20 protein-coding genes and 2 pseudogenes are annotated in these 16,056 nt (G+C 62.2%); 12 read left to right on the forward strand and 10 right to left on the reverse strand.

Annotated elements, in window-relative coordinates:
- Positions 1 to 79: 79 nt before the first annotated feature.
- Positions 80 to 265, reverse strand: coding sequence for a hypothetical protein (locus ACYCVF_RS04000; RefSeq protein ID WP_459597997.1), 186 nt, complete (start codon positions 263 to 265; stop codon positions 80 to 82).
- 609 nt (positions 266 to 874) lie between these two features.
- On the opposite strand from ACYCVF_RS04000, the gene ACYCVF_RS04005 reads away from it, so the two are divergent.
- Complete coding sequence (locus ACYCVF_RS04005; protein WP_459597234.1) at positions 875 to 1,123, forward strand: DUF6894 family protein; 249 nt, start codon at positions 875 to 877, stop codon at positions 1,121 to 1,123.
- A gap of 74 nt (positions 1,124 to 1,197) precedes the next feature.
- On the opposite strand, the gene ACYCVF_RS04010 is transcribed toward ACYCVF_RS04005, so the two are convergent.
- The 3 genes from ACYCVF_RS04010 to ACYCVF_RS04020 form a co-directional block, all read right to left on the reverse strand.
- A complete protein-coding gene (locus ACYCVF_RS04010) occupies positions 1,198 to 1,824 on the reverse strand; it encodes a hypothetical protein (RefSeq protein WP_459597235.1) in 627 nt (208 codons plus the stop codon).
- 12 nt (positions 1,825 to 1,836) lie between these two features.
- Positions 1,837 to 2,157, reverse strand: a complete 321-nt coding sequence (locus ACYCVF_RS04015; protein ID WP_459597236.1) for a hypothetical protein — start codon at positions 2,155 to 2,157, stop codon at positions 1,837 to 1,839.
- 132 nt (positions 2,158 to 2,289) lie between these two features.
- Complete coding sequence (locus ACYCVF_RS04020; RefSeq protein WP_459597237.1) at positions 2,290 to 2,490, reverse strand: hypothetical protein; 201 nt, start codon at positions 2,488 to 2,490, stop codon at positions 2,290 to 2,292.
- Between the two features lie 127 nt (positions 2,491 to 2,617).
- Here ACYCVF_RS04020 and ACYCVF_RS04025 point away from each other — a divergent pair, with 127 nt between their 5' ends.
- A complete protein-coding gene (locus tag ACYCVF_RS04025) occupies positions 2,618 to 2,845 on the forward strand; it encodes a hypothetical protein (protein WP_459597238.1) in 228 nt (75 codons plus the stop codon).
- Between the two features lie 508 nt (positions 2,846 to 3,353).
- Positions 3,354 to 3,602, forward strand: coding sequence for a hypothetical protein (locus ACYCVF_RS04030; protein WP_459597239.1), 249 nt, complete (start codon positions 3,354 to 3,356; stop codon positions 3,600 to 3,602).
- Positions 3,603 to 3,628: 26 nt separating this feature from the next.
- On the opposite strand, the gene ACYCVF_RS04035 is transcribed toward ACYCVF_RS04030, so the two are convergent.
- Together ACYCVF_RS04035 and ACYCVF_RS04040 are read right to left on the reverse strand one after the other, a co-directional pair.
- Positions 3,629 to 3,859, reverse strand: coding sequence for a hypothetical protein (locus tag ACYCVF_RS04035; RefSeq protein WP_459597240.1), 231 nt, complete (start codon positions 3,857 to 3,859; stop codon positions 3,629 to 3,631).
- On the reverse strand, positions 3,856 to 4,056 hold the full coding sequence (locus ACYCVF_RS04040) for a hypothetical protein (protein WP_459597241.1): 201 nt from the start codon (positions 4,054 to 4,056) through the stop codon (positions 3,856 to 3,858). Before ACYCVF_RS04040 ends, ACYCVF_RS04035 begins: the two co-directional genes overlap by 4 nt.
- A 530-nt stretch (positions 4,057 to 4,586) precedes the next feature.
- Here ACYCVF_RS04040 and ACYCVF_RS04045 point away from each other — a divergent pair.
- From ACYCVF_RS04045 to ACYCVF_RS04060, 4 genes are all read left to right on the forward strand, one after another.
- Positions 4,587 to 4,709: a hypothetical protein gene (locus ACYCVF_RS04045; RefSeq protein WP_459597242.1), complete on the forward strand. Its 123-nt coding sequence runs from the start codon at positions 4,587 to 4,589 to the stop codon at positions 4,707 to 4,709.
- Between the two features lie 59 nt (positions 4,710 to 4,768).
- The gene (locus ACYCVF_RS04050) at positions 4,769 to 5,542 is read left to right on the forward strand and encodes a DUF4261 domain-containing protein (RefSeq protein ID WP_459597243.1); all 774 of its coding nucleotides are present in this window, start codon (positions 4,769 to 4,771) and stop codon (positions 5,540 to 5,542) included.
- A gap of 204 nt (positions 5,543 to 5,746) precedes the next feature.
- Complete coding sequence (locus ACYCVF_RS04055) at positions 5,747 to 6,418, forward strand: imm11 family protein (protein ID WP_459597244.1); 672 nt, start codon at positions 5,747 to 5,749, stop codon at positions 6,416 to 6,418.
- Positions 6,419 to 6,791: 373 nt separating this feature from the next.
- Entirely contained in the window at positions 6,792 to 8,432 is a 1,641-nt protein-coding gene (locus ACYCVF_RS04060) for an AHH domain-containing protein (RefSeq protein WP_459597245.1), read from the forward strand.
- A 145-nt stretch (positions 8,433 to 8,577) separates the two neighbouring features.
- On the opposite strand, the gene ACYCVF_RS04065 is transcribed toward ACYCVF_RS04060, so the two are convergent.
- From ACYCVF_RS04065 to ACYCVF_RS04075, 3 genes are all read right to left on the reverse strand, one after another.
- The gene (locus ACYCVF_RS04065; protein ID WP_459597246.1) at positions 8,578 to 10,095 is read right to left on the reverse strand and encodes an FAD-dependent monooxygenase; all 1,518 of its coding nucleotides are present in this window, start codon (positions 10,093 to 10,095) and stop codon (positions 8,578 to 8,580) included.
- A gap of 226 nt (positions 10,096 to 10,321) precedes the next feature.
- Positions 10,322 to 10,666 carry a response regulator gene (locus ACYCVF_RS04070; RefSeq protein ID WP_459597247.1) on the reverse strand — a complete coding sequence of 115 codons (345 nt, stop codon included), beginning with the start codon at positions 10,664 to 10,666 and terminating at the stop codon, positions 10,322 to 10,324.
- 144 nt (positions 10,667 to 10,810) lie between these two features.
- The gene (locus ACYCVF_RS04075) at positions 10,811 to 11,011 is read right to left on the reverse strand and encodes a hypothetical protein (protein ID WP_459597248.1); all 201 of its coding nucleotides are present in this window, start codon (positions 11,009 to 11,011) and stop codon (positions 10,811 to 10,813) included.
- A 450-nt stretch (positions 11,012 to 11,461) separates the two neighbouring features.
- Here ACYCVF_RS04075 and ACYCVF_RS04080 point away from each other — a divergent pair, with 450 nt between their 5' ends.
- Positions 11,462 to 11,803: a hypothetical protein gene (locus ACYCVF_RS04080; protein ID WP_459597249.1), complete on the forward strand. Its 342-nt coding sequence runs from the start codon at positions 11,462 to 11,464 to the stop codon at positions 11,801 to 11,803.
- A 142-nt stretch (positions 11,804 to 11,945) separates the two neighbouring features.
- On the opposite strand, the gene ACYCVF_RS04085 is transcribed toward ACYCVF_RS04080, so the two are convergent.
- Complete coding sequence (locus tag ACYCVF_RS04085; RefSeq protein ID WP_459597250.1) at positions 11,946 to 12,896, reverse strand: hypothetical protein; 951 nt, start codon at positions 12,894 to 12,896, stop codon at positions 11,946 to 11,948.
- Positions 12,897 to 13,053: 157 nt separating this feature from the next.
- Between ACYCVF_RS04085 and ACYCVF_RS04090 the strand changes: the two genes are divergently transcribed.
- The 4 genes and pseudogenes from ACYCVF_RS04090 (at position 13,054) to ACYCVF_RS04105 (ending at position 16,038) form a co-directional block, all read left to right on the forward strand.
- Entirely contained in the window at positions 13,054 to 13,875 is an 822-nt protein-coding gene (locus tag ACYCVF_RS04090) for a M23 family metallopeptidase (protein ID WP_459597251.1), read from the forward strand.
- A pseudogene (locus ACYCVF_RS04095) lies at positions 13,772 to 14,287 on the forward strand (phage terminase large subunit); the annotation flags it as partial. The gene ACYCVF_RS04090 and the pseudogene ACYCVF_RS04095, both read left to right, overlap by 104 nt.
- A 57-nt stretch (positions 14,288 to 14,344) precedes the next feature.
- Positions 14,345 to 14,536 (forward strand): annotated as a pseudogene (locus ACYCVF_RS04100) (GNAT family N-acetyltransferase); the annotation flags it as partial.
- Between the two features lie 233 nt (positions 14,537 to 14,769).
- On the forward strand, positions 14,770 to 16,038 hold the full coding sequence (locus ACYCVF_RS04105) for a CaiB/BaiF CoA transferase family protein (protein ID WP_459597253.1): 1,269 nt from the start codon (positions 14,770 to 14,772) through the stop codon (positions 16,036 to 16,038).
- Positions 16,039 to 16,056 lie beyond the last annotated feature (18 nt).

A 16,056-nucleotide genomic window follows, 5' to 3' on the forward strand; every position in this document is an offset into this window, starting at 1 on the left:
GTCGGGCAAAACACGGGTATAAGCAGATCATCGCGAGAAGCGGCCAGCGCCCGTGCCTTCGTATGGCGAGGCCGCCGGTCTATTTGACGCTGACGAACATGCCCCAGGCCGCGGCCAGCGCGGCACCTGTGAAGACGACCACCGGATTGTCGCAGAAGGTGCGGCCATATCTGCAAACGTCCGCGCCGAATTGTCCGAGCTCATGATGGCTGGCTGAGTAGAACAGTCCCGACAACACCAGCAATGCAGCAGCGACGTAATACATCGCGATCTCTCCGAAGCTCGCGCCCGCCTCCCGCGAGGGCGCGTGTGCCAGCATGATGCGAAGAGTTTGCGTTCCGCCGAATCCGGCCGGTCGCATTTGAATCGAATGATCGCAGCGGCGCTTCATTAATTTATCATATGTTATTGGAACGTTTGTTCACTTTGGCACATAGGAACCTGGAAGTTGCGCGAGATTGAGTCGTGAGCGATCCCAGGGAAGCAGAGCATCTTCTGCCAGGCCGTCCGCAGCCGGGGCCATCTTGTCCAAACTGCAAGACGCCCTTGCGCTTCATTACGTCGGTGCTGGACGTGAAGCGCGACAGGTCCGTCCTGATCTACCGATGCGATACGTGCCGCGAAGAAATCTGGCGGTGAGTACGCCATAAGCCATGCGCGAGCTGTTCGAGACACTGGCAAACCACGGTTGCCCGCCGGACAACTCTGACGGGCGACGATCGATCGCAAGGCGGGGCGCCGATCCGAGGCTTACCGGAAAATTACGGTCAGTAATCGGCCTGAAGTGCCCTCGGCACGCACCTGTGATCTGCTACACTCGTCTCAGGAATGGATGCCGCCGTGCTCTTTGCATCCCAAACAAAGGATGCTGCGCATGCCGCGATACTATTTCGACCTGATGGAGGGCGATGTTCTCGCCGTCGATCAGGAAGGCCTGGAGCTTTCCAGTCTCCGCGCCGTGCAGGCCGAAGCCGCGAAGTCGCTGGCCGACATGGCGCGGGATGCGGTGCATGGCTTTCCGCCGCCCTTCGGCCAGCACAAGATGGCGATCGAAGTCCGCGATGACATGGGGCCGCTCATGCAGGTCAAGTTCACCTTCGAGATCGAGAAGCTGCGGGCGTAATTTTGGACAGGTACTCAATGCAAAAAGGCCCCGCAGCGCGGGGCCTTCGTCTTGTCGGCCTGGCGAGGCCTTAATTATCGCCGCGTGCCCGCGCCGTAGAGCTCGCGCTCGCGGCCGATGTCCTCCGGCGACAGCGGCGGGCTGGCCGCGTCGAAGTCGTTCCAGCCGGACTTCTGCCAGACCGCGCTGCGCTCCTGAAGGTTGACGGACCGCTCCTGGAGCAGCGCATCGAGTCGTGCGCGATCCGTGTCCGCGACGCGTGCGGTAACGAGCGTGCCACCACGGCGAACGCCCTCCGCATAGCGCGATGCGTCTTCCTTGGCGACGCCCGCCTGTGTCAGCGCGCCGACGATGCCGCCGGTGGCTGCGCCGGCGGCCGCGCCGACAGCCGTCGCGGCGAGCCAACCCGCGGCGACGACCGGCCCAAGGCCGGGGATCGCCAAAAGGCCGAGGCCGGCGAGAAGGCCTGCGGCGCCGCCGACGCCCGCGCCGATGCCGGCACCCGTGCCCGCGCCTTCGGCGCGGTCGTCGGTGCCGTCGCGGTCACGGTCGACCTTGTCGCCGGAGGAGCCGTACCAATTGTCGGAATTGTTGGCGACGATGCTGATGTCGGAGTGCGGCACGCCTGCGGCTTCGAGTCGGGTCACGGCGCGTTCGGCGTCGGCATAATTGTCGTACAGGCGAGAGATGGTGGTCGTCATGTCATGTTCTCCTTACTTGGCCGGGTTCACGTTGCCCTGGAAGTCGACGCTGACGTCGGTCTTGGCGCCGGCCTTGTCGGCCTTGCCGCGCCAGACGCCCTCGTTGTCCTTCTGAAGGCCCGAGACGTTGGAATAGCCGGCGTCCTCGATCCGCGACTTCGCCTGTCCTTCGGTGAAGCTGTTGCGGCCCGCGACCGGCTTGTTCGAGTTGTTCTGGTCCGAGCTGTTGACGGCGTTGTTTCCTGGTCCGCTTTGCGCCGGCTGCGACTGGGCGCTCGCGGGCACCGAGGCAAGCAGCAGCAAGGTTGCGGCCAGAAGAGTTGAACGTTTCATTTGTTGTCTCCTGCAAGTGATTGTGCCGGCGACAACAAGCGAGAATCGAATTGGTTGCCACGATGTGCAATCGTTCCCTGCGGCTCTTGGTAACGCGACAACGTCGCCGGTCACAAATGCAGCGGCGTCTCGTCACTTCGAGGCTTGCGTTGTTTCGCCGTGGCTCCGCGTCGCAGGCTCCCATGGGGCGGGAAGGACGACGCGGATGGGGCGAGCCTCAGCAGAGCTCTGACCGGCAGGTGCAGCCTGATCCTTGACGGGTTCGGCCAGCGCGACCGCCATCAAGCCAACCAGCATCGCCGCAGACGTCGTCACGAGTCGCAGATCCAGCATCGAAGCCTCCTGTTTGCGCACCAACGCAGTCCGCGGAAGTTGGTTCGGGTGCGATCGGGAACAAGTGGCAATTTGTCGGGTTTGTAGAAGACAAGCCTGGATGACCGGGCTGCTGGAGGAGGACCCGATGAATATCAAAGCGATGATTGCCGCCGTCGTCCTGACGTCGGTCGCAGCTCCCGCGTTCGCGCAAACGTTCTACGTGGTGCAGGACGTCAAGACGAAGAAATGCACCATCACCGAATCCAAGCCGACGACCACGGAAACGACGGTCGTGAGTGGTGACAGCGTTTACAAGACCAGGTCTGAAGCCGAGGCCGGCATGAAGACCGTCAAGGTCTGCACATCGAACTAGGGAGAAGAAGTCGTCATCGGTGGTGGGATCTACCTGATCGGCCACATGCACCGAGGCAACGGCCTCGTCGAGCCAGGCGCTCGGCAACAGCCCGCGCGGAGCGATCCGCCGCGGGCTTTGCTTTTGTAAGCGCAATTGCCGAAGGCCGGTTACGGTTCGTCGCAATCCCCCGCCCTTTCGGTCGCGAGCCTACGGCACCGGAGTGAAGGAAGAGAGAAATAGCCCGCACCGGCGGGCGCGAAGGATCAGCGAGCAGCGTGCAATTGTGCACACAGGCAGGCGGAAAACGGGGCGCGAGCCGCTCACGAAACACGGTTGAAACAGTCTTGAAACCACATCGTCCTGAACTCCGCGCTTGCCGTCGCCGACCAACGGAGCGAACAGGAGAGACAATCATGATCCAGATCGGTTCGAAGGAAGAAGTCGCGTTCCTGCTGGCGCTGTTCGGCACCCATACCCAGCCGGTCAGGCGGCCGAAGCCGAAATCGCAGCAAAGGTGAGAGAGCCCATGCCCGGTTTGGCCGAATGCCAGAGCCTGTTGCGGCTCCTGATCGCGAGGGGCGATCCCAAGGCCATCCCGACCGCCAAGGGCGCCATCGACCAGTTTCTGAACACGGCGCCCGTCAGCGCCCGGGGGCGCGGACTGCGCGTGCTCCAGCGCGACGCGCTCGACCAGCACGATGTCGCGGTGGGTGTGCAGCGCTCGTTCGCCGAGACGGTGGACGCCTATATCGAGCGCAAGCTGGCGGAGGAGTGAGAGAGGCCGCGATCGCGCTCACGCGATCATTGACGGGTCAATGTCGGACGGGCTTGCGCGGGCCTCGCGGCCGTCAGCGTCTGCTCGGGCTCCAGCACGGCGATCTTGCGGCCGAGCTGCCAGACCTCGACCTTGCCGTGGCGCGTGAACTGCTGCGCGAAGGTCAGGGCGGAGGAATCGGACGGGGCTTCGAACGCTTCGGCGGAGCGGAAGACACCGTCCTCGCCGACGAGGTAAGCGCGATACTGCTGCATCATGTCGGCGCCCTCAGGCCGGGCGAGCGCAGCCAGGCGTCGATCTGCACGGCGGCCTCGTCCTGCCGCGCCTGGCGCAGCAGCATCTCGCGCCGGTGCCCCGGCGCAAGCCTGCGCGCTTCCTCGCGCAGGCGGGCGGCCTCTTCGGCGAGGCGCTCGTTGAGTGTCCTGGTCTGCTTGAAACGACGACGCGTCTTCATGGCGCATCTCCCATGTTGTGGTTGGCCGGGAGCGCAATTTCGACCTACTCGTCACCGGCCTTTGCCAAATGCCTTGCGATGATAGGTTGATGATAGGGCGACGACGAAGCGGAGTCAGTATCTTTTGATACTGCCGCTCGAAGACTTTTCCGAGAGACGTCGCTGCTTTTGCGCCGCTTGAGGTACTTACTCATCTTGAGCGCAGGACGTTTTTCGTCCCCACCTATTCGCGAAACCTTCGTACGCTAGCGAACGTAACGGGCCGGAGGCCTGCCCCGTGTCACCGGCAACCCGCGCGCGAGCGGGGAGCACAGGGGAAGCCACGTCCAAAGCCGAATTCAGTACTGCCGAACAAGGCGCCGGATCCTGTCACCCTCTTGCCATCCTGCGCTGGGTCATGGTGATCATCTTCGTCTCGTTCGGCATGCAGACATTCACGTTTCAACTCGGCGCAGAGCATCGCGCAGTTCATCACCAACAGCCCGCTCATCTCCTGGCTCTCGGTGTTCGGCCTGCGGGGCGAATCCTATGTGCTGGGCGTGACCGAATTCGCCATCGCCGCGCTGCTGATCGCCGGCGCCTTCATCCCGCTGCTCTCGGCGACTAGCAGTCCGAAACTCCATTTGACATTGTTCCCTGTTTGTTCTAAATGACAAGAAACTTCAACCGTTGGGCGAGATTGTATCTCGCTCGAGCTTTCGCGGGGCAGTCCATGAGTAGCGCGCTTCTCGCCTTGGTCTTGTTGGACAAGCCGGTGACGCCTGATATGTCCGCCGTCGGCAGAATGCTTCGCTCGCGACATCCGGACTTGGCAACGGAGCCAGGCGAAGATGTGCAACCGCATCAGGCAGACTCGCCCCTCATTCGCTGCGGCAACGAACTTGTTGCGGTCATGTCGATGCCAGCTCCGATACCTGAAGATGCTGGACTGTGGGCGCGAGCTGCCATGACGTGGCCGGAAAGCAAGGCAGTGGCAGCCCGGCATCGAGGCCACATGATCGTGTCGCTGCTCGGAAAGGCCGCGCAGCCGTTGGTCGCCGCCCGCATCACGACCGCAGTCATCGGTGCGTTGATTGCGACGGTGCCGGAATGTTGCGGCGTGGTGTGGGCTGGCCAGGTCGCGCGGCCGGCCGACCTATGGCGCGAGACGTCGATCCGGTCGTTCGCGCCATATCCCGACTATCCCTTCAGGCTATGGGTTGACATTCTTCCGTTCCGGTCAGGTGCCAAGATCGGCGTGGTCACGATGGGACTGTCCGCTTTTGTTGACCGCGAGATCGAGTTCGTGAGCGGTAAGCTGGCGCTTTCGGCATTGCTCGACAACGTGGCTGGCCTTTCCGTGTATCTGATCGAGCATGGCAGCGTTGTGAAGGACGGCGACACGATCGGAGCAAGTGCAAGCGAGCGTATCCAGGTTCGTTACAAGAACTCCGATGCGTTTGGCGGGCTGCCGGTGCTTTACTGCGTTGATGAATTCACGCACTGATGTCGACGGGCGACTTCCGATCGGTATTTGCCGTCAGATTGATTGCTCGAGATCGATCGTTTGACATGTCGGGCAAAACACCGGCAGAATGGCATCATCGAAAGAGTCCGATCAAGCTCGCGGGATCCTGCGGGCTTTATTGTTGCGCGGTCGATCGTGGCCTCTGGTGTCATCAGAGGCACGAGGTTCAACGAGATTCTAGTCATGAGTGACGGGAAAGCAATTTCTGTTGCGAGGCAACCCAGAGCACGAAAGCGCCGCTTCTACAAAATAAGTCCCAATAACGGAGGCGGGTCCGGCTTTTCGGTTGCGGACGAGAGCGTCCTTCCGCCCTACCGAGTATCTCGACTGCCGGCTTCGACGCCGCCCGTGCCTTGCATCTTTAATAAATCGGATGGCAGTCCTCCTTACGACCTGGAGCTCTGCTTCCGCTGGTGGCTCATTTCGGATCGAGCCAAGGCTGTCTTCGAGAGGATTGACCCGGAAGCCTTTGTTTTTGTGCCGTGCGACGTGCGAGTACGGCAAGGTAGCTATCGTGGGCCAAACTATTGGCTCTGCGATGTTGTTCGCGTCCTCGACGCACTGGACGAAGCTAAGTCTAGCGTGCGCATCGGAGTCCGTGACGATGTTCGCTATATCGACCACGGCCAGAAATATTACGAGCTCATTTCCGACTACAAGCTGGTCTTCAGAGAAGCCGCGATCGGCAACGCGCACATCTTCCGTATGGCCTACAAATGCTTGACCGTTATATGCGATCAAGAGTTCAAGGACGCCTGTAAGTCAGCGGGGCTGAAGAGAATTAAGATTGACGACGTCTCAAAAAGCCCATTCCGACTATCACCTTCCCGAGAAATGAAGTCCGTTCGCTGGTGAGCGACTGTGCTTTCTGGGAACATGCGAGTAGCCCGCCCTCGCTTCAACAATGACCGGTTAAGGCTTGGCAATTTCTGCCAGCGGACAAGGCTGGCGCTCGGGAGCGCATGGCGGCGGGCCATGCCAGTACTCTTCCCGACATGAGATAGACTTAAAAAGGTCTCCGCTTGCCGGCCGGTGAGTAATGCAGTGCTCCATGGGCGTCGACTGCGTGCGGTCCGATCGAGCGCTCGCCTGCACCTCATAGCATTTCAGAAACTTCTGCAACCTTGTTGACGAACGCGCGGGGCCTTCCCGCCGCGACCGCGCGTGCGCGCTTTATCCATTCACTTTGCCAGCTCCCATACTCAATGAGATCCCTTTGCGAGGGTGCATGTCGATTTTTGTCGACCATCACATCATTCTAAAGCACTTTGAAGATCACGACGCGTTTCGCGGCATAGACAAAAAGAGTTTCGATATCGACTCGCCCGCAAACCGAATCTATTTGCCAGCAGATCGGGGGTTGGCTGCAAAACTGAATGTGTCGCCCCACCCCGGCGGGCATGTAGAACTGTACAAAAAGCTCGTTGGTGAAAGGCTTGATGAGATCGCAAAGGTCGAAAGTCGAGACGAGCGGCTAGTGGGGATCAAGACTCTTATTGATGCTATGCGCGTCGGCTTCCTCAACAGCGATCTCTACACAAATGTGCCTACCAACAAAACAAAGGAGGAGGTCGTCCAAGGGATCAAGAAAGTCTTGACCGACCCGAAGGCGTACCGCGATCAATACCCGAACCGATTGAAAACCATCAGAAATGTCGAGCGAAGGGGAGCGGACGCCGGTCAAGACCACCTGATAAAATGGCTGCTCTACCTGGACCATCCAGAGCGGGAGAAACTGATCGATGAGGCAATTGCTCGCAATCCTGACGTCAACCTGACCGCTGGCAATCGCGACCGGGGCGGAACGAATTGGTCCCAGTTCGAAGCGCCCGACCCTTCCTCGGGCATTCTTCACACACCCGGCATCGCGCCAGTCAACCCGAGCGACTTTCCGTCGCTGCCGGGCTACAGTTCACCGTCTCTCGCTGGCCTGAACGAGCAGGAAAGGCTGACGCGAATTGATCCGGGCCTTACGAACGGGCTGCCGGCGTTTCCAGCAGCCGGTCAAAACGAGCGACAGTTCGATCGGTTGCCTCCGACGACGGCTTCCCCGGCGGACCCGTTCGTCCTCCAATCCGATCCGCACTCCGGAATGCCACTTCCATTCTACGAGAATCCGTTGGCAGGCGGCACATCCCTGGGGAATAGTTCTCCTCTTCCTTGGATGGCAGGAGCGGCGGCGGTCGGTTTAGCAGCTCCCTTCGTTCCCGCTTGGTTGCTTGCCATAGGCGGCACCTTGGCGCTTACGCGCGCTGTCAACGCGCAGGAAAGCCGTCCTGGTGCGACGCTGGGCCCCGCCACAGCCGGCGGAGGAGTGTTTTCGACAGGGGCGACTGCGCACAACAGGAACAGCGATGGACTCAACGTTGGCACGATGGCCGACGGAAGCCACTCTTCGGGCTCATCGGCGTTCGGACCTCAGCTGGGCGATGCCTCGTCGCTTGGTCCGAAGCCCCCCGCTGGCACTTTCGCGGATCGCTTCGGCAACTGGGCCAGCACGCCAGCCGGCACCATGCCTGCAGATTTGCCGGAAGCCGCGCCCATGCCCGTTGCGCGATCAGTCCCTCCCGAAGACGCTCGACGGCTAGCCCGCATCAATGCGTCGAACGCGGGCAGTGTATTCACGTCCGGGAGTGCAGCGGTTCCGCATCTGCCCTCCACGGAATTCGACGATCGATCTGGAAACTGGAGAGTGCCGATCACTGATGGCTGGCCAGCGCAGACGAGCAGACCGATCGGCGCATTCGCGGATGAGCCGAGCTATCTCATTCCACCGCCGATCTTCGGAGTGGATGGTCCGGGCAACCCGCACAACGACGCCGAAGAGTGGTTCTCGCGCTGGATACGGCCATTCATTCGCCAAGAATAAAGGCTGATGATGCCTCCGCACAGGCCATCGAGACGGTTCGTTCGACACGTCGAGCAAGACACAAGCAGAATCGTATCCAAAAGTTCAGATCAAGCTCGCGGGACGCCGCGGGCTTCCTTGTTTACGCCGTCGTCACGTTCCCTCGCTAAGCCGCAGCCGGCCCAAACCACCGCATCAGCGCCTCCTGAAGTCCGCGGCCGCTCTCGTCTCCCACCCAAGCCACATGGCCGTCGGGCCGCACCAGCACCGCGCCGGGCGCGGTGACCTCTCCAATGGCCGGAAGCGGCCATGGGCCGTCGTAAGCGGCGGTGATGCAACTGACGCGATCCGCCCAGGGCGCGATGGCGAAGGGGCGCTTTGCGAAATCGAGCAGCACGCCGCGCGCGCCGTGCAGCAGCGTGAACAATCGCTGCGGCCGGCCTTCGACCGTCAGATCGAGATCCGGCATGCGGCGGCCGAGCAGGGCATGGCCTTCGCCGAGATCGTAAGCGATGTCGAGCCCGCTCATCATCGCGCCAAGGCGCCGGCGCGGCGCGTCCATGGCGAGAAGCTCGGACACGACGTCGCGCGCGGCCTTGCGGCCGTCGTCGCCGCGGCGGAGCAGGGCGATCTGCGCCATGGTGTTGCGCAGCACGCGCGCGGCGACGGGATGGCGCTCGGCATGATAGGTGTCGAGCAGGCTGTCGGGCGAGACGCGGTTCACCACCTGCGCCAGCTTCCAGCCGAGATTGACCGCGTCCTGCACACCCAAATTGAGGCCCTGGCCGCCGACGGAATGATGAATATGCGCGGCATCGCCGGCGAGCAGCACGCGTCCCCTCCGATAGGAGTTGGCCTGCCGTGCCGCATCGGTGAAGCGGGAGATCCAGACGGGGTTGTGCACGCCGAAATCGGTGCCGTAGACCGCGATGAGGGCGTCGCCGAGATCGCGCAAGGTGGGCGCGCCGCTGCGCGCGAGCGTTGCTTCGGTCACGACGACCAGCACGCGCCCGCTCTCCGCCTTGCTGAGGCCGTGAAAGCCGAGCGCGTCGTGACGCAGGCCCCATGCGGGCTCCTCGCGCATCTCGACCTCCGCCATGAGATTGCTGAGCGTCGGATCGAAGCCGGCGAAATCGATGCCGGCCGTCTTGCGCACCAGGCTGCGGCCGCCGTCGCAGCCGACGAGATATTCCGCGCGCAATGTGGCACCGCCGGAGAGCGTGACGTCGACGCCGGTCTCGTCCTGCGCGAAGCCCGTCACCTCGAGGTTCCGATAGACCGGCACCGCGAGCGCTTCAACCCAGTCCGCCAGGATGCGCTCGATGCGGCCCTGCCGCAGCGCGAGCCCGTAAGGATGGCGGGTGGGGAGATCGCTGATGTCGAGCCGCGTCCATGCAAAGCCCGCGAGCTGGGCGATTTGTCCTTCGCGCAGGAAGCGATCGGCGATGCCGCGCTGATCGAGGATCTCGATGCTGCGTGCGTGCAATCCGCCGGCTCGCGTCTCGACCAGCTCCTGGTCGGCGCGCCGCTCGACCACGGCGACGTCGACATTCGCGAGCGCGAGCTCGGCGGCCAGCATCAGGCCCGTCGGACCGCCGCCGGCGATCGCCACGGCATGATCTCTCACCGCGGCGGCGCGACGAGGCCGCCGGCGTGGACGGGATGGCTGGAGCAATACAGGCATGTCGTGACCCCTCGAATGCTGGCTGGGTCACGGCTTCTACGGCAGGGACGGGGACTTGAAGCAAGCCCCTTGCGCACCACATATCGAGCTGGGAGGAAGGCGCAGGTTCGCCGACGTTCGCCGCATTGACACGTCGGGCAAAACACCGGCAGAATGGCATCATCGAAAAGTCTGGTTCAGCCCGCGCGGGAGCATCCGCCGCGGGTTTTGTTTTGCGGCGCAATGCTCAGCAGAGGCCGACCGTCCGCCGCATGGTGCTGGCGAGTTCCTCGAACGAGAACGGCTTCCGGATCATCGGCAGCCCGCCGCGGCGGGGTTCGCGTCCTGACAATTGCAGCACGTTCAGCTCCGGCCGCAGGCGTCTCGCCCGCTCGGCGAGTTCATGGCCGTCCATGCCGGGCATGTTGATGTCGGTGATGAGGATGGAGATGTCCGGGTTCCGTTCGAGCCGGTCGAGTGCATCGGCGCCGCTCTGCGCGCGGACCACCTCGCAGCCGAGATCTTCCAGCATGTCCACAAGCACGTCGAGGACAGCGGGATCATCGTCAACGACCAGCACGGTATGGTTCATCGCACGAAGGTCCCTTCCATTGGAGGAAACGCGCGCGTCCTGCCGGGGTTCCGTGCCTGGATCGGTCGCACGAGCCGATATCGTGCATGTCGGGCAGGACACCGGAAATGACGGCAATCATCGGGATCGTTGCGAACTGATGCTCTAATCGTCCTTCGCCAGATCGCCGGGCTTGATGGGAATGTCGATGCTGCCGCCATCGCCACGCACGAGATCTCGGCCGTCGTCTTCGCTCTCGCCGGCACTTTCAACGATCGCGTCCCGCGCGTCGTGTTCCTTGTCGCCGCGCGGCTGCGGTCTTGGCGGAGCTCGCGATCTCGCGGGTGAGGCAGTCTCGTCCATCATCGTCGCTCCTCCTGGTCGGCTAACTTTCGCGGAGCCAAATCGTTCGTTTGACTCGTCGGGCAAAACACCGGCATGATGACATCATCGAGACGAGTTTGATTTGGCCCGCGCGGAGAAATCCGCCGCGGGTTTTTTCGTTCTCGATTCCAGAATCGGACGGCGGCGGCGCATTGCGGCCACGCACTCGTCAAACCTGGAGCGCCGATCGGCGCGCCGCCGTCCGAACCATTGCTGGCCGTGCACGCGCGAACGTGCCGGTCCGCGGCGCAGGGCCCGCTGCCCGCGCCGCTGCGGTCTCCGGAAGACACGGAGATAGGGTTCGCGCCCGAAACGATCGCGCCCAATCGCCGCGATCTGCCGCGCATTTTGTTAGGGAGGGACGATGACCGCTTACCTGATATCGCTCGCGCTCGCAGGGCTCGTCGCAATCGTGCTGTGGGAGACGGTCTCGTGAGCAAGGACATCGTCGAATGCGAGCCCGAGCTTGCACCAGCCCGCTTGCCTGCGCGCGTGAGGACGCCGAGGGCGCGCACCCTGACCGAGATTCGCTCGCTGGCGCGCAGCCACAGCAGAACGGCGATCAGGGTGCTCGTCGGCATCATGCGCAGCGAGGATGCGACGCCGGCGGCGCGCGTCTCGGCGGCCAACGCCATCCTCGATCGCGGCTGGGGCAAGGCCGCGCAGCCGGTCGAGAACGGCGAAGACCAGCCGCTCGAATTGGTTCATCGGGTCGAGCGCGTCATCGTGCATCCGGACGATGCCGGCGATACCGATGCCGAGCGCAAGGCCTGAGTCGGCGAAACATTTCGATTCGGAAATTTCGATTGATCGCTTGACGCGTCGGGCAAAACACTGGCAGAATGGCATCATCGAGTTTTAGTTGGTTGAGCCCGCGCCGAGTGATTGGCTGCGGGTTTATTCGTTCCGATGATTCCTAGTTCTTGCCAGGCTTGCCGGCGCGCCGCTGCCTGGCATAGGCGCGCTGCACCTGTTCGCTGCAATAGGACAGCTTTCGGCCGTCGCCGGTGAAATGTCCGTTGTTGATGATCCAGAGGATGACGGTCTTGTCGTCGATCTTCTTGAACATCAGGTTCTCGCGGTCCGGAGTGGTGTCCACATTCTGAATGCTGACAGCGTTCGGGTCAGAAGCCGGCTGCACTGCGCAATCGGCGCCGATCCTGACCGTATCGGGAAGCTGAACCCGCGTCCTTTCGATCTTGCAGATGTTCGAGGCTGTCGTGATCGACTTTCCGGAGAACGTAACGACTGTGTCGTTGAACTTCGCACAGCGCTCCTCAAAGCCGGGACCGGCCGCCGCGTAGACGCCGTCCCGCGGGTGAGCGTCTTTTAGAGCTTGCTCCAGGTCGGCCTTCTGCTTCGCTTCCACCTTGGCTTTTAGCGTGGCTTCGGCAAGCGCGCGCTGGGTCTTCAGAGGGCAGTAGGTCCCGCGCCAGGGAGCGTCCTTGAGCTTTCCGTTCAGGCTCTTCTGAACGGAGATTGTCACATCGTCGATCTTCTTGACGAACATGACTTCGTTGAATTTCCTGTTCTCCCAGTTGGGATCGCGAGGGTTGAGGTTCTGCGCCAGATTGTAATCATCGCAGATCATTTCGAATTTCAGCGAGCCCGGGCCAAGATCGATGATTCTCTTGACGTCGCAGCCCCATTCGTAACCGCTGACCGACTTCTCGCCGATCTGGATATCGTTGCCTTCATCACAGGACGACTCGAAAGTCTTGCCGGGTGCGGCGTAAGCACCCGCCTTCGGACGCCATTTGTCGAATGCCGGTGCGGGGCTCCCCTGTGCGATCGCATCGGGGGCGAAAGTGATCAGCATCAGCGCCAGCATCGCATGATTTGGAATTCCGGAGACTGGTAAATTCACACGAACCTCCGTGTCGAGCAGATCGAATGGTCGCGCTCTGCGTGCCCTGCGCGCAATGTAGGTAGACAATTATCAATGGTTGAGCAAGTCGGTCGAAGCCACACCATCGCAGGTGCAGGCGAGTGCGCTGGCTTGCCTCCTTCGAATGGAGTTGGAGATGTCCTGGGAAGATATGATGCGGAGGATCCTGCAACCCATTGGGCGCGTGCCGCCCCATGTCAGGAGTGGATACGGAGAGACGTCCAACAGGCCACCCGGCTCATCCAACCCGCATCGAGGTATCGACTTCAACTATGTTGGTGGACGAGAAGCTCGTCTTAACAAGAGCAACCCGGCAGTGCGGTCGCCCGTCGACGGTGTGGTCGAGAACGCCGGTGAGGATAAGTGGGGAACGATCGCGATCAGAGACAAGAACGGCCTCCTACATCAGATTCTCCACACCAACGCCAGACATGTGAAGATCGGCGATCCCGTGGCCGCAGGGCAGCTCATCGGGACCATGGGGAATACAGGCGTCTTTCGCAGGGATGGGAAGCCGGGAGACTCCCATGTTCACTATCAGATCAAGGATCCTGAAGGACGTCTCATGGATCCAGGCGCGTTCGCAGATGCCTTGGGGCCATTCGATCCAAATCCGGCATCGCCAGCTTATATCCCAGAGTATCGGCAATATCTGCAGAGTGCCCGCGCGGTGCCCGCGACGTCTCCTGAAGATGTACGGATCCTGACCAGGATGCCTGTAGGAAGCCCGACCCGGTCCGCGTTCGACTCAAAGCCGCCGGAAGTTCCCAACGTCGGGCCCGCGTCCACGCTCCCACCGGCCGTGCAGAAACGGTTTGGAGGGCTCTTCGCGCTTTGGCCGCCATTCTCTGAAGATGCGACCTCTCCTGACCTCAGCCAAACTGGGCAAGGACAACCCGACACCCCAAACAACGAAGACTGGTCCGCGATGTGGCGAAGGCGCACCGGCCTGCCCTAGGCGAGCGTATCCATTGTCCATTCTGACGATTCCGACCGCCAAGATCTTCGAGCCGCTGCTGAAACCTGCTCGCTACAAGGGGGTGTACGGGGGACGCGGCTCGGGTAAATCGCATTTCTTCGGCGAGCTGCTGGTCGAGACCTGCCAGGCCGAGCGCGGCACGCTCGCGGTCTGCATCCGCGAGGCGCAGCGGACGCTGGCGCAATCGTCCAAGCGGCTGATCGAAGGCAAGATCACAAGCCTCGGTCTCGGCCACGGCTTCAAGATGTTCAGCGACAAGATCGAGACACCCGGCGACGGGCTCATCATCTTCCGCGGCCTTCAGGATCACACCGCCGACTCGATCAAGTCGCTGGAGGGATTTCGTATCGCCTGGATCGACGAGGCCCAGAGCCTGAGCGCGCGCAGCCTCGCGCTGTTGCGGCCGACGATCCGCGTCAAGGATTCCGAGCTCTGGGCAAGCTGGAACGGCCTTCAGCGCAGATTGATGCGTGTGGTGGAGGCGAGGGGACGACGTATCGGATGGGACAGCATCGTCTCCGATACGACGGACAACCCAGTATCTGCGAACAACTTCATCAAGGCGGGCTATCGGCTCTTCGAACCCGAGGCGCCCTGGGCCTGGGCGCATACGCTTTATTGGCGAAAGTGGCTTCGCTGATTGGCGTTTCCGCCGCGCGGAACGCGCTTTCCATGGCCTAGGCGATCACTACGAGATGTGGCGCGACCTCGTATGCGGACTGCTCGAGGACCCAGCAGCTTGACGGCTGCCGGGTCCTTTTTGCGTATTGAAGCGATGCGGGTGAGGCACTTGCGAAGTCGGCGTCGCCGGGCTTTAAGTTCGCTCTTGCGGGTAATTCGGCGGCAATAAGCCGATGTAAGGGAGCGCTATCGATGCCAACCAAGCCTCAACTGCCGGAACGTTTGCCGCGAGGCGCGGGGCGGCCGGCTGCGCTCGATGGTCTGCTGGTCGTCGATTTCACGCGCGTGGTAGCAGGACCTGCCTGCACCCAGACGCTCGCTGATTTTGGTGCGCACGTCATCAAGATCGAGAATCCCGACGGTGGCGACGACACGCGTGTCTATGAGCACGCGGAGGTTGGCGGCGAAAGCGCCGCCTATCTCAGCCTGAACCGCAACAAGCGCGGCATTGCGCTCGACCTTGCCGTTCCGGAAGCTCGAGAGATCGCGCTGGATCTGATCCGCAAGGCAGATGTGGTCGTGGAGAATTTCTCGAGCGGGGTGATGAAGAAGTTCGGGCTCGACTATGAGTCGGTCGCGCCGCTCAACCCTCGGCTGGTCTATTGCTCGATCTCGGCCTATGGACGCTCCGGGCCGTTTGCTTCGCGGCCCGGCTTCGATCCCATTACCCAGGCGGAAAGCGGCTTCATGTCGCTCAACGGATTTGCCGACGGCCCAGCGGTTCGTACCGGTCCGCCCATCGTCGACATGGCGACGGGGATGTCCGCCTGTAATGCCATCCTGATGGCGCTGCTGGCCCGGGACCGGCTCGGTCGCGGCCAGCATGTCGAAGTCGCCCTGTTCGACGTTGCGATGGGGATGACCGGCTTCTACGGCATGGCCTATCTCATCAACGGCGAAAATCCCGGCCGGTTCGGCAATTCGCCGAGCGGGTCTCCCACCGTCGGCGTCTATGAGGCCTCCGACGGGCCGCTCTACATGGCCTGCGCCAACGACCGGCTCTACCGGCGGCTCGTGGTGGAGGTCCTGAACCGACCGGATCTCATCACTGATCCGCAGTTTGCCACGCGCAAGGCGCGTTCGGAGAACAAGGAGCTCTTGCGGGCAGCCATTGCCGAGGTCTTTGCGAGCGACACTCTCGAAAACTGGATGACGAAAATGAAGCTCGCTAATATTCCGGTCGGCTATCTCCGGACGGTCGAGGAGGGGTTCAATGCGCCCGAGGCGCGCGAGCGCCACCGTTTGAACCGGATTCCACACCCGACGGCGGAATGGGTGCCCAATATCGAGCCGCCGATTGCAATGAGCCTGACCGGTGCGATCGATCCCGTTGCGGCACCTCTGTTGGGCCAGCATACAAAGCAAGTCCTGTATGATACACTTGGTTACGATGAACGTCGTATCGCCGAATTTGCCGAGAAGGGCGCCTTTGGCCCGGCCAAGTCTCCGACGTCGGCTTAACCACTGCCTCGGCTTGAT

The sequence above is a fragment of the Bradyrhizobium cedriense genome, assembly GCF_054602315.1.